General features: G+C 58.1%; 17 protein-coding genes. 3 read left to right on the top strand and 14 right to left on the bottom strand.

What is annotated here, in order from left to right:
- Positions 1–8 precede the first annotated feature (8 nt).
- Together dnaG and rpsU are read right to left on the bottom strand one after the other, a co-directional pair.
- On the bottom strand, positions 9–1964 hold the full coding sequence (gene dnaG / locus GHO03_RS03320; protein WP_094999925.1) for a DNA primase: 1956 nt from the start codon (positions 1962–1964) through the stop codon (positions 9–11).
- A gap of 471 nt (positions 1965–2435) precedes the next feature.
- On the bottom strand, positions 2436–2651 hold the full coding sequence (gene rpsU / locus GHO03_RS03315) for a 30S ribosomal protein S21 (protein WP_002551877.1): 216 nt from the start codon (positions 2649–2651) through the stop codon (positions 2436–2438).
- A 198-nt stretch (positions 2652–2849) separates the two neighbouring features.
- Between rpsU and tsaD the strand changes: the two genes are divergently transcribed.
- Positions 2850–3875 (top strand): tRNA (adenosine(37)-N6)-threonylcarbamoyltransferase complex transferase subunit TsaD, encoded by a 1026-nt coding sequence (tsaD, locus tag GHO03_RS03310; RefSeq protein ID WP_094999926.1) that lies wholly within the window; start codon positions 2850–2852, stop codon positions 3873–3875.
- A gap of 44 nt (positions 3876–3919) precedes the next feature.
- On the opposite strand, the gene plsY is transcribed toward tsaD, so the two are convergent.
- Positions 3920–4489 carry a glycerol-3-phosphate 1-O-acyltransferase PlsY gene (gene plsY, locus GHO03_RS03305; RefSeq protein WP_153399141.1) on the bottom strand — a complete coding sequence of 190 codons (570 nt, stop codon included), beginning with the start codon at positions 4487–4489 and terminating at the stop codon, positions 3920–3922.
- A gap of 74 nt (positions 4490–4563) precedes the next feature.
- Here plsY and folB point away from each other — a divergent pair, with 74 nt between their 5' ends.
- Positions 4564–4917: a dihydroneopterin aldolase gene (gene folB / locus GHO03_RS03300; protein ID WP_094999928.1), complete on the top strand. Its 354-nt coding sequence runs from the start codon at positions 4564–4566 to the stop codon at positions 4915–4917.
- Positions 4908–5432 (top strand): 2-amino-4-hydroxy-6-hydroxymethyldihydropteridine diphosphokinase, encoded by a 525-nt coding sequence (gene folK, locus GHO03_RS03295; RefSeq protein WP_153399139.1) that lies wholly within the window; start codon positions 4908–4910, stop codon positions 5430–5432. Before folB ends, folK begins: the two co-directional genes overlap by 10 nt.
- 131 nt (positions 5433–5563) lie before the next feature.
- Here folK and GHO03_RS03290 read toward each other — a convergent pair whose 3' ends face one another.
- From GHO03_RS03290 to GHO03_RS03240, 11 genes are all read right to left on the bottom strand, one after another.
- On the bottom strand, positions 5564–6787 hold the full coding sequence (locus tag GHO03_RS03290) for a multifunctional CCA addition/repair protein (protein ID WP_094999930.1): 1224 nt from the start codon (positions 6785–6787) through the stop codon (positions 5564–5566).
- Between the two features lie 58 nt (positions 6788–6845).
- Positions 6846–8408, bottom strand: coding sequence for a SpoVR family protein (locus GHO03_RS03285; protein WP_094999931.1), 1563 nt, complete (start codon positions 8406–8408; stop codon positions 6846–6848).
- Positions 8405–9679 carry a YeaH/YhbH family protein gene (locus tag GHO03_RS03280; RefSeq protein WP_094999932.1) on the bottom strand — a complete coding sequence of 425 codons (1275 nt, stop codon included), beginning with the start codon at positions 9677–9679 and terminating at the stop codon, positions 8405–8407. Before GHO03_RS03280 ends, GHO03_RS03285 begins: the two co-directional genes overlap by 4 nt.
- Positions 9680–9780: 101 nt before the next feature.
- Complete coding sequence (locus tag GHO03_RS03275; RefSeq protein WP_016782433.1) at positions 9781–11703, bottom strand: PrkA family serine protein kinase; 1923 nt, start codon at positions 11701–11703, stop codon at positions 9781–9783.
- 299 nt (positions 11704–12002) lie between these two features.
- Positions 12003–12332: a thiosulfate sulfurtransferase GlpE gene (gene glpE, locus GHO03_RS03270; RefSeq protein WP_094999933.1), complete on the bottom strand. Its 330-nt coding sequence runs from the start codon at positions 12330–12332 to the stop codon at positions 12003–12005.
- Positions 12329–13246, bottom strand: coding sequence for a symmetrical bis(5'-nucleosyl)-tetraphosphatase (locus tag GHO03_RS03265; RefSeq protein WP_094999934.1), 918 nt, complete (start codon positions 13244–13246; stop codon positions 12329–12331). Before GHO03_RS03265 ends, glpE begins: the two co-directional genes overlap by 4 nt.
- Positions 13246–13626: a Co2+/Mg2+ efflux protein ApaG gene (gene apaG, locus GHO03_RS03260; RefSeq protein ID WP_094999935.1), complete on the bottom strand. Its 381-nt coding sequence runs from the start codon at positions 13624–13626 to the stop codon at positions 13246–13248. Before apaG ends, GHO03_RS03265 begins: the two co-directional genes overlap by 1 nt.
- 123 nt (positions 13627–13749) lie before the next feature.
- The gene (rsmA, locus tag GHO03_RS03255) at positions 13750–14568 is read right to left on the bottom strand and encodes a 16S rRNA (adenine(1518)-N(6)/adenine(1519)-N(6))-dimethyltransferase RsmA (RefSeq protein WP_094999936.1); all 819 of its coding nucleotides are present in this window, start codon (positions 14566–14568) and stop codon (positions 13750–13752) included.
- Positions 14565–15554, bottom strand: coding sequence for a 4-hydroxythreonine-4-phosphate dehydrogenase PdxA (pdxA, locus tag GHO03_RS03250; protein WP_094999937.1), 990 nt, complete (start codon positions 15552–15554; stop codon positions 14565–14567). The genes rsmA and pdxA overlap by 4 nt, the downstream gene beginning before the upstream one ends.
- Entirely contained in the window at positions 15551–16891 is a 1341-nt protein-coding gene (gene surA / locus GHO03_RS03245; protein ID WP_169916416.1) for a peptidylprolyl isomerase SurA, read from the bottom strand. The genes pdxA and surA overlap by 4 nt, the downstream gene beginning before the upstream one ends.
- Positions 16866–19616, bottom strand: a complete 2751-nt coding sequence (locus GHO03_RS03240; protein WP_130872132.1) for an LPS-assembly protein LptD — start codon at positions 19614–19616, stop codon at positions 16866–16868. Before GHO03_RS03240 ends, surA begins: the two co-directional genes overlap by 26 nt.
- Positions 19617–19648 lie beyond the last annotated feature (32 nt).

Raw genomic sequence — 19648 nt, 5'->3', positions numbered from 1 at the left:
CTATGACCTCACGCGCCAGTTGAGGTCGGGTTTGATGCAGGATTATTGCGACTTAAAAGGTCGCGTAACTGATTTTTTTCCTCGCTACTTAGCTCGCCTTGACGTGCTTTTCGAAGAAGTTGCTCTAGATTTCGCTCGCGTTGGCGAGCTGACAGGCTAGTTATGGTGTCGAAAAACTGTTGTTCAAGGTTATCGGCATCAATTAGCCATTCCTTTTCCAGCAGTCTTTGCAGCAAACGGCCCTGTTCAGTGCCGTGCCAGCGGGACAGTAGCTGAATAGAGCTTAGCTTAGGATTTTTCTGTACAGCCTCGACCAGAGCAATCAGTAGTTGATTATTAGTCTGGTCTTCTGCAGCAAAGTGCCCGGCGTCCTCAACTTTTTTGGCCAGTTGCGGGTGATGCAGCAGGGTGCGCAGGGCTGTCAGGGTCGGGGGTTCAACACCTACCGGGATCCAGGCCTGCTCGCGTTCGGCGCCGCGCTTGCCTTTTTTGTCCCAGGGTTTGTTTTCCCACTTTTTGCCGCCAGCGCCGGTCTTTTTCGGGGTCCATTCCTGTTGGGGGATGTACATGTCCGGTTGCTGGAAGTCGCTGTAGTCGGGCATTGCATCGTAATCAATGCCCGGGTCATAGGTTGGCTGTGCCTGGATTTTTGCGGGCGTATTTTGTGCCAGCTGGCTGACGGTTTCGCTGGTAAGGCCGGTTATTTCGCTCAGGCGCTGACGCATCAGGGTCCGCAGGTTGGCGCCCGGGACTTTGTCGATCAGCGGTGCTGCCAGCGTGGCCATATGGGCCTTGCCTTCGAGCGAGCGAGGGTCGGCTTCTTCGGTCAATTGCTGGAAGAAGTAGTCTGCCAGTGGCTGGGCATGCTGGTTGATACGGGCCTTGAAAGCATCGGTGCCTTCAGAGCGCACCAGGGTGTCCGGGTCTTCACCCTCGGGCAAAAACAGGAAGCGTGCGCGGCGCCCGTCCTGCAGGCAGGGCAGCGTGGCTTCAAGTGCGCGCCATGCCGCATTGCGGCCGGCCTGGTCGCCGTCAAAACAGAACAATACGCTGGGTACCACGCGAAACAGGCGCTTCATGTGCTCTTCGCTGGTAGCGGTGCCCAGTGTCGCGACAGCATTGCGCAGGCCTTGCTGGGCCAGGGCAATGACGTCCATATAGCCTTCAACCACGATGATTTCGTCGAGGCTGCGATTGAACTTGCGTGCTTCGAACAGCCCGTACAGTTCCTGGCCTTTGTGAAAGACCGGGGTTTCCGGGGAGTTCAGGTATTTGGGCTTGTCGTCGCCGAGCACCCGGCCACCAAAAGCGATGATGCGGCCACGGCTGTCGCGGATTGGAAACATTACCCGGTCGCGAAAGCGGTCGTAACGCTTGCCGGTCTCGGCGTTCTCGACCAGCAGGCCAGCGTCGATCATGGCTTTTTGTTGCAGCGTGTCACTGCTCAGGTGTTTGTAGAGGTTGTCCCAGCCTGGTGGCGCAAAGCCCAAGCCGAAGTCGCGAGCGATTTCGCCGGTCAGGCCTCGGCCTTTCAGGTAGTCCACCGCTGCTTTTCGTGCTGGATGGCTTTTCAAGGCCTGGCGATAAAAGTCAGCAGCTGCAGTAAGAAGCGGGTATAGCGGGGAGTCAGTCGGTTGCCGAGGTTTGTGCGCCCGGCCGCTTTCTTCCCGTGGGATTTCCATCCCGGCAGCTTTGGCCAGTTCTTCGACAGCCTGGGGGAAGTCCAGGTTGTCATGGTCCATGATGAAGCCGAGGGCGTTACCGCCAGCGCCGCAGCCAAAGCAGTAATAGAACTGCTTGTCCGGGCTGACGCTGAACGACGGGGTTTTTTCTTTGTGGAAGGGGCAGCAGGCGGTGTAGTTCTTGCCAGCTTTCTTCATTTGCACGCGCGAGCTGACGACATCGACGATATCGGTACGGTTCAGAAGGTCGTCAATAAAGCTCTGGGGGATTAACCCGGCCATGGCGTTCTCGTCATCACTGCGCAGAATTGGGTCCGAATAAAGAGCTTGGTCATCGTGCGTGCAGGCAAAAGCTCTGCTCGATCGTGGGGCGTCTGCTCAATTATCTCGGGGAAGTGTATCTGTCGAAATCCGCTCTACTCATATTAATCAGAGTCGACGGGATCGATAAATGTCACGCTCTGAGTCCGGCACTGACCAATGGCTGGTCTCGGATAGCTCATAAGCAGGCACTGGAGAGGTGCCTTGGGCTGATCGTCTTTAAGGATAATCAGAGAGATGTGCTCGTCGGTAGCCTTGGAAGGCTCGTCAGTAAAGACGTGCACCGCTGGCTATTAGGCCAGGTCTGACGTGTTGTAACGCTTGTCGCGGTCGCATCTGCGGCCTTGACGATAAAGCATGTAACTTGCAACAACTGCCTACGGCCCGGCTTTAGGCCGGGCTTGGCAGAAGCGTGCAACGAACGTCTGTGTATTAGTACAGACGAACGGCGCGGCGCTGCTCGCGCTGAACTTTCTTCGCGTGACGCTTAACAGCAGCTGCTGCTTTACGCTTACGCTCAGAAGTCGGCTTCTCGTAAAATTCGCGGCTGCGAACTTCAGCCAGAACACCGGCTTTTTCGCAGGAGCGCTTGAAACGACGCAGAGCTACGTCGAAGGGTTCGTTCTCTTTTACTTTGACGGCTGGCATCCAGAGCTACCTTCATTCATTACCGGGGTCAACGTCTCAAGGCAAAATCGCGTTGGAAGACGTCGGTTTTTAAGGGTTGCGGATGTTAACCCCTCATCGCCCGGAATGCAAAGCCTCTGATCGAAAACCGCTGGCCGGGGGCGGGAGTGGCGACTATTATGCGCGCCTTCGAATTTAGCCTCTACAAGGCGTAAACCCATGCTAGTACTGGGATTAGAAACCTCCTGCGACGAAACCGGCGTCGCGCTATACGACAGTGAACGCGGGCTTTTGGCCGATGCACTGTTCAGTCAGATCGACCTTCACCGCGCCTATGGCGGTGTGGTACCGGAGCTGGCTTCCAGAGATCACGTCAAGCGAATGCTGCCGTTGATTCGTCAGGTGCTGGCCGAGGCCGACTGTGTGCCTACCGAGATCGACGCAATTGCCTATACGGCGGGCCCGGGATTGGTTGGAGCCCTGCTGGTTGGGGCTTCTTGCGCCCAGGCGCTGGCGTTTGCCTGGGGCATTCCGGCCCTTGGCGTGCATCACATGGAAGGCCATTTACTGGCCCCTATGCTGGAAGAGCAACCTCCGGAATTTCCGTTCGTCGCTTTGTTGGTCTCGGGCGGTCATACGCAGCTGGTTCGCGTTGATGGCATCGGCCAATACGAGTTGCTGGGCGAGACACTGGATGACGCCGCGGGTGAAGCGTTCGACAAGACCGCGAAGATGATGGGGCTTAACTATCCGGGTGGCCCTGAGATCGCGCGCTTGGCCGCCCAGGGCGTTGCAGGACGCTTTGTCTTCCCCAGGCCCATGACAGACCGTCCGGGCCTGCAATTCAGCTTCAGCGGCCTCAAGACGTTTGCCTTGAACACCTGGCAGCGTTGTGTGGCAGAGGGCGACGACACTGAGCAGACCCGTTGCGATATCTCCCTGGCGTTCCAGCAGGCCGTGGTTGAAACGCTGACCATCAAGTGCAAGCGTGCCTTGAAGCATGCAGGCATGAAGCGCCTGGTGATTGCAGGCGGGGTGAGTGCCAACAAGGCGCTGCGCGTTTCCCTTGAGAAAATGCTCGGTGAGATGAAGGGCAATGTGTATTACGCCCGTCCGGAATTTTGTACGGATAATGGCGCGATGATTGCGTTTGCGGGTTGTCAGCGCTTGCAGGCCGGTCAGCACGAATCATTGGCGATCAGCGTGCAGGCACGCTGGCCGATGGAGCAACTGCAGCCCCTGTGAGAATGGGGGCTGGAGCCGGCGTGAAGATTTTTCACGGGCAAGATTCAGAAATGCCGTTCGCGCCCGGCCATCAGGTCGCGTAAATTGCCGCGATGGCGCCATACAATCAGCGCCGTCAAGGCGCTCATTGGCAGTAGCGCGGCAGGCTCTTGCCAGGCCAGCAATGGCAGGGTCAGGGGAGTGGCGATCAACGCCGCCAGTGAGCTGGTACGGGTCAGCTGGAAGGTCAGCAGCCATGCGGCGACTGCCAACAGTGCAGCAGGGGGATACAGTCCCAGCAGCATGCCGACCGCCGTGGCGACACCCTTGCCGCCGCGAAAGCGGAAGTAGGCAGGGTACATGTGACCTACAACGGCGCAGCCGCCGATCCAGGCCTGGTCCTGGAGCGAGAGATCCAGTTGGTTGGCCAGCAGGACGGGCAAAAGCCCCTTGCACAGGTCACCGAGCAAGGTCAGGACGGCAAGTTTTTTGCCGGCCAGACGCAACATGTTGGTTGCGCCGGCATTGCCGGAGCCACTCATTCGCGGGTCGGGGGTTCCCGTCAGGCGGCTGAGCAAAATGGCAAAGGACAGAGAGCCGAGCAGGTAGGCGAGGATCGCCAGTAACCAAAACATGCTAACTATTCCGGGCGAGGACGCCCTGATTCTAACGGCGCTTTGCGCCCTTGTCGTGCTGCGGAGAAGAGTGCTTGGACAGAGTGTTTATCGAAGGCCTGGAAGTTGACACCGTAATCGGTGCTTATGACTGGGAACGTGGCATCCGTCAGTGTCTGCGCCTTGATCTGAGTTTTGCGTGGGATAACCGTCCAGCTGCGGCTGGCGATGATCTGACGTTGGCGCTGGATTATGCGAGCGTTTCGTCGCGAATTCAGGCGTTCGCCGAGCAGGCTCAATTCCAGCTGGTGGAGACCTTTGCAGAGCGACTGGCCGAAGTGTTGATGAGTGAGTTCACTATCCCCTGGCTGCACCTCAAGCTGACCAAGCCCGGCGCAGTTGCGGCGGCCACTGGGGTGGGCGTGGAGATTGAGCGCGGATGTCGCTAACTCAGGTTTATCTCGGGCTGGGCAGTAATGTCGAGCGTGAGAAGCACTTGCTGGCAGGGCTGGAAGCGCTGAGCGGATTCTTGCAGGAGATGCGCTGTTCGGCGGTGTTTGAAAGCCAGCCGGTGGGTATCAAGAGCGGGCCGTTTTTCAACCTCGTGGTGTCGGCAAAAACCGATTTTCCACTGGTTGAGTTAAGTCGTCGTTTGAAGCTGATCGAAGCTGATAGCGGGCGTTACGCTCAAGATCGCAAAGGTTTGCCGCTGGATATCGACGTGTTGTTCTTTGGCGATCTGGTGGGCAACTTTGACGGTTTGACCTTGCCCCGTGCCGAAATCCTCAAGAACGCTTTTGTGTTGTGGCCGCTGTCTTTGATTGCCCCAGACAAAGTTCATCCCGGTGTGGGCAAGACGCTTGCGCAGATTTGGGCCGAGGCGCAGATCGAGCAGGTGCTTGCGCCTGCAGCCTTCGAGTGGCGGGGGGAGTCCTTGACGCCGCTGGAGATGCTGGCGGGCTGAGAGTCGATTGAATGGGCTGCAGGTTGCTGCTTTTTTGTGGGAGCGGGCTTGCTCGCGATGGCGTCGATGCGGTCTGAGTGTAAGACCGTGGTGCCCTAATCACGAGCAAGCCCGCTCCCACAAGGTTTGCACTACGCCGCATCCTTGTAAGCTTGTAGTGCCTTGAGCCGTTCGCGCTTGAGTGCTTCGCCCAGTTCGGGGCCCTTGTAACCCTGCTCCAGTAACGGCTGCACCGCTACCGAAAGGGCGGCCCGCGCCGCGCCGCGCAGGTAGTCGGCCTGCGGGTAGGGTCGGTCTTCCAGGCCCAGGCGGCCTTTGGCGTCCATCTCGCACGCTACGATAAACTCCTCGAACCGCTGTGGCCGACGGTATACGTCGAAGCGCTGCAGCAATTCCAGTAGCGTCGAAGCCTTGAGCTCAAGGGCGCGATGGCCGTGGGTGTGGTATTCGCCTACCAGCAATGCCAGCTCCTGACAGTCCCTCGGCACCTTATAGCGTTCATTGACCGCCTTGATCAGGCGCAGTCCCTTGTGTTCGTGGGCAATATGCCTTGGCCAGTCTTTCTCTGGCGTAAGCCCCTTGCCCAGATCGTGCAGTAAACAAGCCCAGCGAACCGTCAGCGGTTGCTTGTGCAGCGCCGATTGCTCCAGCACGCTGAGGGTATGTACACCACTGTCGATTTCCGGGTGATGGGCGGGGGGCTGAGGGACGCCGAACAGGGCGTTCACTTCGGGTAGCAGTACTTCAAGAGCGTCGCAGCTGCGCAGCACTTCGATAAAAACCTGAGGCTGATCTTCCATAAGGGCTCGGGAAATTTCCTTCCAGCAGCGCTCCGGGGTCAAGGCTTGCAGTTCGCCGGACCGGGACAGTTGGCGCATCAGCTCCAGAGTCTCGGGAGCGATGCTGAAGCCCAGGCTGGCGTAGCGCGCAGCGAATCGGGCTACGCGCAGTACTCTTAGGGGATCTTCGGCGAATGCGGGGGAAACGTGGCGCAAAATACGGGCTTCAAGGTCGCGCTGGCCATGGTAAGGGTCGGTTACGTTGCCAGCCTCGTCCTCTGCCATCGCATTGATGGTCAGGTCGCGACGGATCAGGTCTTCTTCGAGGGTGACGTCGGGGCTGGCGTGAAAAACAAAGCCCCCATAACCATGCCCGCTTTTGCGTTCGGTGCGGGCCAGTGCATATTCGTCACCCGTCTTGGGGTGAAGAAATACCGGGAAGTCAGAACCAACAGGGCGATAGCCCAAGGCCTGCATTTGTTCGGCCGTTGCGCCCACCACCACCCAGTCAATATCGGTGACAGGCTTGCCCAGCAGGCGATCGCGCACTGCGCCGCCAACTTTATAGATCTTCATAAAAAACCTCCGTTAGCGCGACAGGATAGCGCGTGTGCCGTGCTAACGGAGGCCTGCTTTACAGGTGAATGGCTCCCATATCCAGGCGGCCGCGGTCAATCTCACCGTGGTCGCCTTTTGGCGGGACATGGTGGACCTTCATGACCTGGTCGCCTTGCAGTGTTTCCAGGTGGATGTCGAAGCCCCACAAGCGGTGCAAGTGCTTGAGAACTTCTTCGGTGGAGTCGCCCAGGGGTTTGCGGTCATGTTGCTGGTGACGCAGGGTCAGTGAACGGTCGCCCCGGCGGTCGATGCTCCAGATCTGGATATTGGGTTCGCGATTGCCCAGGTTGTATTGCGCGGCCAGGGTTTCGCGAATGATGCGGTAGCCATTTTCGTCGTGGATGGCTGGCACCAGCAGGTCGTCTTTTTGATCGTCGTCCATGATGCTGAACAGCTTCAGGTCGCGGATCACTTTGGGTGAGAGGTATTGCAGGATAAAACTCTCGTCCTTGAAGCTGCTCATGGCGAATTTGATGCTCGACAGCCAGTCGCTGCCCGCAAGGTCCGGGAACCAGTAACGATCCTCCTCGGTCGGGTGTTCGCATATGCGCCGGATATCGCAATACATCGCAAACCCAAGCGCGTAGGGGTTGATACCGCTGTAGTAAGGGCTGTCAAAGCCAGGCTGGAACACCACGCTGGTGTGGGAAATGAGGAACTCCATCATAAAGCCCTCGGTCACCAGGCCTTCGTCGTACAGGTCGTTCATCAAGGTGTAATGCCAGAAAGTCGCCCACCCCTCGTTCATCACTTGTGTTTGCCGCTGCGGATAAAAGTACTGGGCTATTTTGCGCACGATACGTACAACTTCGCGCTGCCAGGGCTCCAGCAGCGGGGCGTGTTTTTCCAGGAAGTAGAGGATGTTTTCCTGAGGCTCTTCGGGGAAACGGGCGTTGTCCTTCTCGCTGAGCTTGTCTGCGCTTTTGGGGATGGTGCGCCACAGGTCGTTGATCTGTTTTTGCAGGTGCTCTTCGCGTTCCTTTTGTCGACGGCGCTCCTCCTCGGCAGAGATCGGGTCAGGCCTTTTGTAGCGGTCCACACCGTAGTTCATCAAGGCATGGCAGGAATCGAGCAGGTCTTCCACCGCATCGATGCCGTGGCGTTCCTCACATTGCATGATGTATTGCTTGGCGAATACCAGGTAATCGATGATCGAACTGGCGTCAGTCCAGGTGCGGAACAGGTAGTTGCCCTTGAAGAAGCTGTTGTGGCCATAGCAGGCGTGGGCTACTACCAGTGCCTGCATGCAGATGGTGTTTTCTTCCATCAGATAGGCAATGCAGGGGTCTGAGTTGATAACGATTTCGTAGGCCAGACCCATCTGGCCCCGAGTGTAGGATTTTTCAGTACTAAGGAAGTGTTTGCCATAGGACCAGTGGTGATAACCCAGCGGCATGCCCACTGATGCGTAGGCATCCATCATTTGTTCGGCGGTGATGACTTCGATCTGGTTAGGGTAAGTGTCCAGCGCATAGCGGCCAGCCAGGCGGCCGATTTCGCGGTCATACGCCTGGATCAGGTCAAAGGTCCACTCTGAGCCGGTGGAGATGGGTTGGCGCTTATTCTCTTTGGCGGTCATGTCACTAACCTGCGCTGGAAGAGTTCACGGAAGACCGGATAAATATCGCCGGCCGAGACCAGTTGCTGTTGAGCGAAGGTGTCGGAAAACGCCTCGCTGATGCGTTCGTACTCATACCAGAGCGCCTGGTGTTCGCGCGGGGTGATCTCTACATAAGTGTAGTACTGCACAAATGGCATGATCTGGTTGATCAGAATGTCGCGGCAGATGGGTGAGTCGTCGTTCCAGTTGTCTCCGTCAGAGGCTTGGGCTGCGTAGATGTTCCATTCGTTGGTGGGGTAGCGTTCGGCCATGATCTCCTGCATCAGTTTGAGTGCGCTGGAGACGATAGTGCCGCCGGTTTCCCGGGAATAGAAAAACTCCTCTTCGTCCACCTCTCGTGCGCTGGTGTGATGGCGAATAAACACTACGTCAATCTTGTCGTAGTTACGCTTCAGGAACAGGTACAGAAGGATGAAAAAGCGTTTGGCAATGTCTTTGGTGGCTTGGGTCATGGAGCCTGAAACGTCCATGAGGCAGAACATGACGGCTTTGGAGCTGGGGTTGGGCTGTTTGATCAACAGGTTGTACTTGAGGTCAAAGGTGTCGAGAAATGGCACGCGATGAATGCGGGCGCTGAGTTTCTCGATTTCGGCCTCGATGGTCTTGATATCGCCGAAGTTATCGGGCTCCTCGCGTTTTAATCGCTCCAGTTCGGCCTTGGCTTCCCGCAGTTTCGCCCGGCTGCTGCCGGACAGCGCGATGCGTCGAGCGTGAGCTGAGCGCAAGGTACGAATGATGTTGATACGAGACGGGTTGCCCTCGTTGCTGATACCGGCACGTACGGTTTTGAACGTGTCGGTGCCGGTCAGGTTGCGTTTGACCAGATTGGGCAGTTCGAGGTCTTCGAACATGAATTCGAGGAACTCTTCCTGAGTGATCTGGAACACGAATTCGTCCATGCCTTCGCCGGAATTCCCCGCTTTGCCAGGGCCGCCGCCACCTCCCGATCCACCTTGGGGGCGGGGGATATGTTCGCCGCTGGTAAACTCCTTGTTGCCGGGGTGAACCACGGTTTGCTTGCCACCACGCCCGTGATGCATCACCGGTTCATCGATATCGCGGCCAGGGATGCTGATTTGCTCGCCATGTTCCATATCCGTAATGGAGCGGCGGCCCACGGCCTCTTCTACGGCCTTTTTAATGTGGTCACGGTAGCGACGCAGAAAACGCTGACGGTTAACCGTGCTCTTGTTCTTGCCATTGAGGCGTCGGTCGATCACATAGCTCATTAGGCCCTCCGGGCAGCTTCAAGTTGTGAGCTGCAAGCTGCAAGTCCAGGCATTTACCCATGCCTTTTCCTGCAGCTTGAGGCTTGAGGCTTACAACTGCCTCACTGCGACTTGCGGACCCGCAGGTACCACTCGGAGAGCAGCCGCACTTGTTTGTCGGTATAGCCACGTTCGACCATTCGAGTAACAAAGTCGTTGTGTTTTTGCTGGTCCTCTTTGCTTGCCTTGGCGTTGAAACTGATAACCGGCAGCAGGTCTTCGGTGTTGGAGAACATTTTTTTCTCGATCACCACCCGCAGTTTCTCGTAACTGAGCCAGGTTGGATTCTTACCGTTGTTATTCGCCCGGGCACGCAGTACGAAGTTGACGATTTCGTTGCGGAAATCTTTCGGATTGCTGATGCCGGCCGGTTTCTCGATTTTTTCCAACTCTTCGTTGAGGGCCACGCGGTTGAGGATTTCGCCGGTTTCCGGATCCCGGTATTCCTGGTCCTGAATCCAGAAGTCGGCGTAGAGCACATAACGGTCGAAGATGTTTTGCCCGTATTCGCTGTAGGACTCCAGGTAAGCGGTCTGGATTTCCTTGCCGATAAATTCGATGTAGCGCGGCGCCAGGTATTCCTTGAGGAAACGCAGGTAGCGCTCGCGGGTTTCGGCCTGGAATTGTTCCTGTTCGATCTGCTGTTCGAGCACATAAAGCAGGTGCACGGGGTTGGCGGCAATTTCGTGGGGGTCGAAGTTGAATACCTTGGACAGGATCTTGAACGCAAAACGGGTCGACAGGCCATTCATGCCTTCGTCCACACCCGCGTTGTCACGGTACTCCTGGATGGACTTGGCTTTCGGGTCGGTGTCCTTGAGGTTCTCGCCGTCATAAACCCGCATCTTGGAGTAGATGTTGGAGTTTTCCGGTTCTTTGAGGCGCGACAGTACGGTGAACTGGGCCAGCATCTTCAGGGTGTCGGGTGCGCAATGGGCTTTGGCCAGTGAGCTGTTGAACAGCAGTTTGTCGTAGATTTTCACTTCGTCACTGACACGCAGGCAGTACGGTACTTTGACGATGTAGATCCGGTCGATAAACGCTTCGTTGTTCTTGTTGTTGCGGAAGGTATGCCATTCCGATTCGTTGGAGTGGGCAAGCAGGATGCCGGTAAACGGAATCGCGCCCAAGCCTTCGGTACTGTTGTAGTTACCTTCCTGGGTAGCCGTCAGCAGTGGGTGCAGCACCTTGATAGGTGCCTTGAACATCTCCACGAACTCCATCAGGCCCTGGTTGGACCGGCACAGAGCGCCCGAGTAGCTGTAGGCGTCGGCATCGTTCTGCGGGAATTCTTCCAGTTTGCGGATATCGACCTTACCTACAAGGGCCGAAATGTCCTGGTTGTTTTCGTCACCGGGTTCGGTTTTGGCTACACCGATCTGGTTGAGGATCGACGGGTACAGTTTTACTACGCGGAACTGGCTGATATCACCGCCAAACTCGGCAAGGCGCTTGGTGGCCCACGGCGACATGATGGTGCTCAGGTAGCGTTTGGGAATGCCGAAGTCTTCTTCGAGGATCGCGCCATCTTCGGTGGCGTTGAACAGGCCCAAAGGCGACTCGAAAACCGGTGAGCCCTTGATTGCATAGAAGGGGACTTTTTCAATCAACTGTTTGAGCTTTTCGGCAAGGGATGACTTGCCGCCCCCTACCGGGCCCAGCAGGTAAAGGATTTGTTTTTTCTCTTCCAGGCCCTGTGCGGCATGGCGGAAGTAGGAAACTATCTGGTCGATGCATTCTTCCATTCCGTGGAAGTCTTCAAAGGCCGGGTAGCGGCGAATCACCTTGTTGGAGAAAATCCTCGACAGCCGGGAGTCGGTTGAGGTGTCCAGCAGTTCCGGCTCGCCAATGGCCAGCAGTAGCCGTTCCGCGGCTGAGGCGTAAGTGCTTTTGTCCTGTTTGCACAGCTCAAGATATTCCTGGAGCGTAAGCTCTTCCTGGCGTGTGGACTCGAAGCGTTGTTGGAAGTGGCTAAAAATACTCATGACGTCACCTCGCTCGATACGTGGAGTCGGCGATAGATCGGTCAGTTCGAGTGCTGGCATGCAGCAGCATTTCAGCTGCTGTGTACCCCCCAGGACACCATCAAGGTGGCTAACCCCTTGAAGTTACTACCGATGATCCATTCGCCGGTGTACCGGCTCTCCCCAGATTTGGATGGCCTGAGGTAAAGGATAGTTGGTAATACGGGAGGTCAAGGTCAGATGCGTGAATTGTTGCCTTAGACCGTTGGTCAGGCAGGCCCCAAGCCCTCTGATCACGGGGGCTGGGGCTGATAAAAATATTATTCGCCCGGGCTTTGGGCGGTTTCGTCCGGGTAAGTGGTACGCCACAACTCGAAGCCGCCATCCAGGCTGTAGACCTCGCTAAAGCCCTGGCCGACAAGATACGCCGCAGCGCTCTGGCTGGAGTTGCCGTGGTAGCAGGCCACGATCAGAGGGGCGTCGAGGTCGGCGTTGGCGATGAAATCGTGCAGCGAGTGGTTGTCCAGATGTTTTGAACCGCTGATGTGATTGGCGGCGAAAGCTTGCGGGTCACGCACGTCGACGACTACGGCGCCTTGTTCGCGCAGGGCCTGAGCCTGTTCTGGCGGGATGCGTTTGAATTCGGTCATGGGAAATTCCTGTGGCCTGAAAGCGGGCGCGGCTGGCTGGCGCCCAAGGGTTGGGAAGTTGGTGCGGAGTGTGGGGCAATGCCGGGTACGGCAAGTGTTGGATCGTCGCAATCGCAGAGCAGGCGTTGGCCGGTGTCGACATTGAGCAGGGTCATGGCGCCGCCCCAGACACAGCCGGTATCGAGTGCGAAGATGCCGGGTTCCTTGCAGTTGCCTTCCAGTGCTGCCCAATGCCCGAAGATGATCTTGAGGCCTTGGGTTTTGCGTTCTTTGTAGCTGAACCATGGAGCGAAGCCGGGCGGTGCAGTACCTACGCCTTCTTTGCTTTTCAGGTCGAGCTTGCCGTCCCGGGTGCAGAACCGCATACGGGTGAAATAGTTGGTAATAACCCGCAACCGGGTAACGCCGGTCAGTCCGTTATCCCATTTGGCCGGGTCGTTGCCGTACATGCCGTCGAGATAGGGGCCGACAAGGTTGTCATCGCGCAGCGCCTGTTCGACTTCGCTGGCGCATTTGAGGGCTTTTTTCAGCGTCCACTGGGGCGGTATTCCGGCATGCACCAGTGCAACCTCACGCTCGGCATCGTAATGCAGCAGCGGTTGCTGACGCAGCCAGTTCAACAACTCATCGCAATCGGGAGCCTGGAGAATTTCGCGCAAAGTGTCGCCTTTTTTCAGGCGTTCGATATTGCGCCCCACGGCCAGCAGGTGCAGGTCATGGTTGCCCAGTACACACACCAGCGACTCGCGCATGCGATACAGAAAGCGCAGGGTTTCCAGTGATTCGGGACCGCGGTTGACCAGGTCGCCCACCAGCCAGAGCTTGTCTTTGGTGGGGTCGAAGGCCACGCGTTCGAGCAGGCGCTTGAGCGGTTTCAGGCAGCCTTGCAAGTCGCCAACGGCATACACCGCCATCAGTGCAGGGCTCCGGGTACCGCCAGGCGAAAGGGCGCAATAATGGCTTTGAACTCATGACCGTCATCGGCATGCATCAGGTAGCTGCCCTGCATGGTGCCGACTTTGGTTGTGATGACCGACCCACTGCTGTAGGTGTGCTCGCTGCCGGGATCAATCTTGGGTTGCAGTCCTACAACACCGGCGCCACGGACTTCTTCTACATGACCATCGCCGTCGGTGATTACCCAGTGCCGTGACAACAGCTTGGCAGGTATTGAACCGTTGTTGCGTACCGTGATGGTGTACGCAAAGGCAAAGCGCTGATGCTCGGGCTGTGATTGTTCTGGCAGGTAACGTGTGACGACGCTGACGTCGACCAGATAGCGGGGATCGTGCATGCGAGAGGCCTTACTTGAAAGCGAAGACACAGTTCGGGATAAAACTGATGCCTGAGTCTAGGCCAAACAGCGGGTACCCGGCTAGACGTGGCGTCTGGCCGGGTACCCGTTTTTTCTCGGCGATCAGTCGGCGGCGGGCGCCACGACCGGTTGCTCGCTGAGCTTGTCGGCCAGGCGCACGAAGGCGGCCAGGTCGAGTTGCTCCGGGCGTTTGCTGCCATCGACGCCTGCGGCTTCGATTTCAGCGTTGCTGAGCAAGGCTTTGAGGGTGTTGCGCAGGGTCTTGCGGCGCTGGTTGAAGGCTTCGCGAACCACGCGCTCAAGCAGGCGGTGGTCTTTGGCCGGATGCGGCAGCACTTCGTGGGGCACCAGACGGACAATCGCTGAATCAACTTTCGGCGGCGGGTTGAATGCACCCGGGCCTACGTTGAACAGGTGTTCGACGCGGCAGTGGTACTGAACCATGATCGACAGACGACCCCAATCACCACCGCCAGGCCCGGCGGCCATGCGCTCAACCACTTCTTTTTGCAGCATGAAGTGCATGTCGCGGATCAGCTCGGCGTTTTTCAGCAGGTGAAAAATCAGCGGCGTGGAGATGTTGTACGGCAGGTTACCAACCACGCGCAGGGTGCGAGGGGCAGCATTGAGGCTCTTGAAGTCGAACTTCAGGGCATCACCCTGGTGCAGGGTGAAGTTGCTCATGCCGGCAAACTGACGGTTGAGGATCGGCACCAGATCCTTGTCGAGCTCCACAACGTCGAGCTGGCCACCGCTGTTGAGAATGCCTTCGGTGAGGGCACCCTGGCCCGGGCCGATTTCCAGCAGGCGTTCGCCAGCCTTGGCGTTGATGGCGCGCAGGATGCGGTCGATAACCCCGGCATCGTGCAGGAAGTTCTGACCAAAGCGCTTGCGCGCCTTGTGTTGGTATTGCTCGTTCATATACGGGTCTCGGCCATCTGGTAGGCGGTTTCCAGGGCGACTTGCAGGCTGCCGGTATCGATCTTGCCACTACCCGCCAGATCCAGGGCGGTGCCGTGGTCGACAGAGGTGCGGATAATCGGCAAGCCCAGGGTGATGTTGACTGCGGCACCAAACCCTTTGTACTTGAGTACGGGCAGGCCTTGGTCGTGGTACATCGCCAGCACTGCGTCGCAGTGTTCCAGATATTTGGGGGTAAACAGAGTGTCGGCAGGCAGCGGGCCACGCAGGTCCATGCCCTCGCTGCGCAGGCGCTCCAGGGTTGGTTCGATGATGTCTGTTTCTTCGTGGCCCAAATGGCCGCCTTCACCTGCATGGGGGTTGAGCCCGCAAACCAGGATGCGCGGCCGGGCGATGCCAAATTTTTGTTTTAGGTCGGCGTGCAGAATGCGGGTGACCCGCATCAGTCGCTCGGGGGTGATTGCATCGCTGACCTGACGCAGGGGCAGGTGAGTGGTGACCAGTGCCACGCGCAGTCCGCGGGTGGCAAGCATCATCACGACCTGCGGTGTATGGGTCAGGTCGGCGAGGAATTCGGTATGCCCGGAGAACGGGATGCCCGCTTCGTTGATCACGCCCTTGTGCACCGGGGCGGTGATCATGCCGGCAAAGTCGCCATCCACGCAGCCCTGGGCGGCGCGTGTGAGGGTTTGCAGCACAAAGGCTGCGTTGGCCTTGTCCAGCTTGCCGGCGGTAACCGTGGCGTTCAACGGGGTGTCCCACACGTACAGGCTGCCTGCCGGAGCCGGCTGATCGGGCCAGTTGCCCGGCTCGACCGGTAGCAGGCTGACAGCCACACCGAGCTGCGCGGCCCGCTCAAGGAGCAGGTCGCAGCTGGTGATGGCGATCAGGGGGTGTGGCTGGTGTTGCGAGGCGAGTAGCAGGCACAGGTCGGGACCTATGCCTGCCGGTTCGCCGGGTGTCAGGGCAAAACGCTGTGTGTTCACTGCGCGGCCTGGCCTGCGCTGTCAGTACCGGTTGCGCCTGGCAGCTTGATTTCAACATAGGCTTCGTCGCGGATCTGACGCAGCCAGGATTGCAGCTCTTCATCGTATTTGCGGTTACGCAGAGCGTTCATAGCCTGTTGCTCGCGCGCCTGGGTGGTGCTGTCAGTGGCACGACGGCCAAGAACTTCCAGAACATGCCAGCCGTATTGGGTCTTGAACGGCTTGGACAGCACACCTTGCGGAGTGTCGGCCATGGCTTCGCGGAACTCGGGCACCAGCGAATTCGGGTCAACCCAGTTCAGGTCGCCGCCGTTGAGGGCGGAGCCCGGGTCTTCCGAGTAAGTCTTGGCCAGGGTGGCAAAGTCTTCGCCCGACGTAATGCGGTCGTAGATTTTGGCTGCCAGTTCCTTGGTTTGCGCTTCAGTACGAATTTCGCTTGGCTTGATCAGGATATGACGGACATGGACTTCGTCCACCACCACTGATCCACCGCCGCGTTTCGCGTTCAGCTTGAGGATGATGAAGCCGCCTGGCGTGCGCACTGGAGGTGTAACGTCGCCTACAGGCATCTCACTGAGCATGCGGTCGAAAGGGGGAGGCAGTTGAGCAGCTTTACGCCAGCCCATGTCGCCACCTTCCAGTGCCGTGTCGCTGCCGGAGCGGGCGATGGCCATTTGGGCAAAGTCAGCGCCCTGTTTGAGCTTGTTGTAGACCTCTTCAGCTTGCTTTGCCGCGTTCTGGATGGCTTCCGAGCTCGCGCTTTCAGGCGTCGGGATCAGGATATTGGCCAGGTGGAACTCTTCGGACATCTGCAATTTGCCCAGGTCCGAGGCCAGGAAGTTTTTCACTTCCTGATCCGTGACCTGAATGCGCTCAGCCACGCGGCGCTGACGCACACGGCTGATGATCATCTCGCGACGCACCTGTTCACGGGCATCTTCATACGACAGACCGTCGTGGGCCAGGGCCTGACGGAATTGCTCGATGGTCATGTTGTTGCGCTGGGCAATGGTGCCGATAGCCTGGTTCAGTTCTTCGTCCGTGATGCGAATGCCTGAACGCTCGCCGATCTGCAGTTGCAGGTTTTCGACGATCAGGCGCTCAAGCACTTGCTGATCCAGAACACTGGCAGGCGGTACACCCTGGCCACGCTTGGCGATGGTTTGCTGAACTTCGTGGACACGCTGATCCAGTTGGCTCTGCATGATCACGTCGTTGTCGACGATGGCCACCACTTTATCCAGGGGCTGTACTGCAGCGCTGGCTGCAGTACCCAGGAACAACGCGCCCAGCATTAGCGGGCGCAGACACTCAGAAAGCTTGATCTTCACGTTCACGATAACCTTGGATGCCTTTGTCGAGGAAGCTCTCTACTTTGGTGCCAACAACGCCACCGAGACCTTTCAGCACAACTTGGAGGAAGAGACCATGGTCGCCCTTCTCGTTTTGAGGGGCTTCCTGGGTGTACTCGTCGTTGGATACCCAGTAACGGCTGATCAGACGAAGCTTCCAGCAGCAGTTGTCGTACTCGAAGCCACCGAAGGCTTCCAGGGTACGGTTGCGGTTGTAGTCGTACTGCCAGCGGCTGATGGCGTTCCATTGCGGCACGATCGGCCAGATAACCGAGAAGTCGTGCTGCTTGATCTTGTAGTAATCCTTGATGTAGCCAGGATCACCCGGGGACAGATAGTCGCCACCGCCCACAGTCCACTTGCCGGTGTACTGGTCGTAGCGCACCTGGTCGTTGCGGTAGCGGAAGCCTGCGTTGACCACCTTGTTCGGGTTGTCTTCAGGCTGGTAGTGCATCATCGCACTGCCTGAGCGCGGGCTGCGGGTTTCCGGATCCCAGTTGTAGTCAGCAGTCGCACGCCAGTCGCGGTTGAAGCGATAGGCGTATTCAAGGGCATAAGGGGACACGCTGGATGTAGCATCCTTGCGGTCTGCGTCAATGCCCGGTAACTGAACTTTGCGGTCCTTGAAGTAGTAGGCCTGGCCCACGCTGATGCGTTGACGCTCAAAGCCGTTGTCTTCGATCAGGCGGCTGGTCAGACCCAGCGACAGCTTGTTCTCGTCGCCTACACGGTCAGTACCGGTAAAGCGGTTGTCACGCCACAGCGAGGAATAGCTGAAGGTGGTTTCGCTGGTGTCGAAGATCGGGATGTCATCCTGATTTTTCTCTGGGACATACAGATAAAACGCACGCGGCTCGAGGGTCTGGCGGTAGTTGGTACCGAACCAGTTGGTGTTGCGGTCGAAGTACAGGCCGCTGTCGACGCTGGCGATTGGCACGCTGCGGTTGACCGAGCTATCGAATTTCTGGCCAGTGGGCAGCTCAGACTTTCCGGTGCCATCCAAGTCCAGGTCGTACTGGGTGTACATGTACTTCAGGGACGGCGTCAGGAAGCCATAGCTCCAGTTCAGCGGCAGGCTGACACTAGGTGCAAGATTCATGCGCGTACCGTTGGCACGGGCCAGGCCTTTCACGTTGGTGTCCAGACGATCTGCTGTGGTGCCGTCTTCGTTGGTGTACTTACCGGTTTCCAAGTCGCGATCGAATCGCACCAGTTCGGTGTTGTAGGCGAAGTTCAGGCCACCTGGGTGAGTTGGCAGCATCCCGTTGAGGGTGAGCTGCGGCAACATGTCGTAAGGCGTGATCTGGGTAACGGTAGCCAGTTGATAGGCCTGCACGTTCAGCTTGGCGGTGTAGTCATCGCCACGGTAGCTGACGGCGCCCTGCTGGTTCAGGTAGTCACGGCTTTCAACGCCGATCTGGTCACTTTCCAGGTCCTGGAAGTAATACGGATCGCTGATTTTGGTGTAGTCGACTTCGGTCAGTACACGGGAGTCGAGACCACCCTTGTGCTGCCAGTTAAGCATGTAGCGCTTGTCGGTGTAGTCGGTCTGGCGCTTGCGGTCGTCGTTGTCGTCGTTGAGGTACGCGGCACCGAACTGGCCTTCGCTCGATTCGGTCAGGTAGCGGAACTCGCCTTCCATCAACAGGCCGCGCTTGGTCATGTAGCGCGGGTACAACGTGGCATCGTAGTTAGGTGCCAGGTTGAAGTAGTACGGGGTCACGAGCATAAAGCCGGTGTCGGTGCTGCTGCTGAAGGACGGCGGCAGGAAACCGGACTGGCGGCGATCGTCGATCGGGAAATAGATGTACGGGGTGTAGAACACCGGAATGTCCTTGACCCGCAGCGTCACGTTGGTGGCCGTACCGAAACCGGTGGCCGGGTTCAACGTGATGTTATTGCCCTTGAGCTGCCAGGCGTTGCTGTTTGGCTCGCAGGTGGTGTAGGTACCATCCTTGAGGCGGATGATCGAGTCTTCGGCACGCTTGGCATACAGCGCACTGCCGCGGATGCGCGACTTGTGCAGCACATATTCGGCGTTGTCGACCTTGGCCGCACCCGTGTCCAGTTGCACATCGGCGTGGTCGCCGACGATCAGTGCGCCGTTGTCACGCAGGCGCACCTTGCCGTTGAGCTCGCCACGGCTTTCAGCCTGGTACAGGCTGGCTTCGTCGGCTTCGATCTGCATGCTGCCCTGGCGCATGACTACGTCACCGGCCAGGGTCGCAACCTGCTCTTCCTGCTCATAGCGGGAGGCTTTGGCGCCGATAAAGGTCGGGGCGTCGCTTTTGCTGGTGGGGTCGTTCATGCCCGGACGGATGGGCTCTACGTACGAACCGGAGCAGTACGGGCCGGTTTCGGCCAACTGGGCAGCGGTCAGCTTGTCCCGGGGCACCCAGTCGAGGTGACTGTAATCGTCACTGCGCGCCTTGAGCCCACGGCCTTTGGCCTCGGTGACCAGCGGGGCCTGTTTGGCCTGCTCGCTGGTTTCACCGCTGGCACCCACAGACCCGTCACCGTGCGCAGGACGCGGTGGCAGTTGCGCCACGTTGGTTTTTGGTGCGCAATCCCAGCCCCCCGTAGCCGACACGGAACAGTCATACTGCTCCTCGGCAAACGCGAACGGCGTGGCGAGAGGTTGCATGGCCAGCAAACTGCCGGTTACCAGCAACGGAAATTTTTTACGAAACGCGGGGGATTTCAATGCCATCTTATTAGTCCGGGCTTCCTGCGTGCCATCAG

The organism is Pseudomonas sp. FSL R10-1339, from assembly GCF_009600545.1.
Classification (GTDB): Bacteria; Pseudomonadota; Gammaproteobacteria; order Pseudomonadales; family Pseudomonadaceae; genus Aquipseudomonas; species Aquipseudomonas bubulae.
This window is presented reverse-complemented; position numbering and strand designations above follow the sequence as displayed.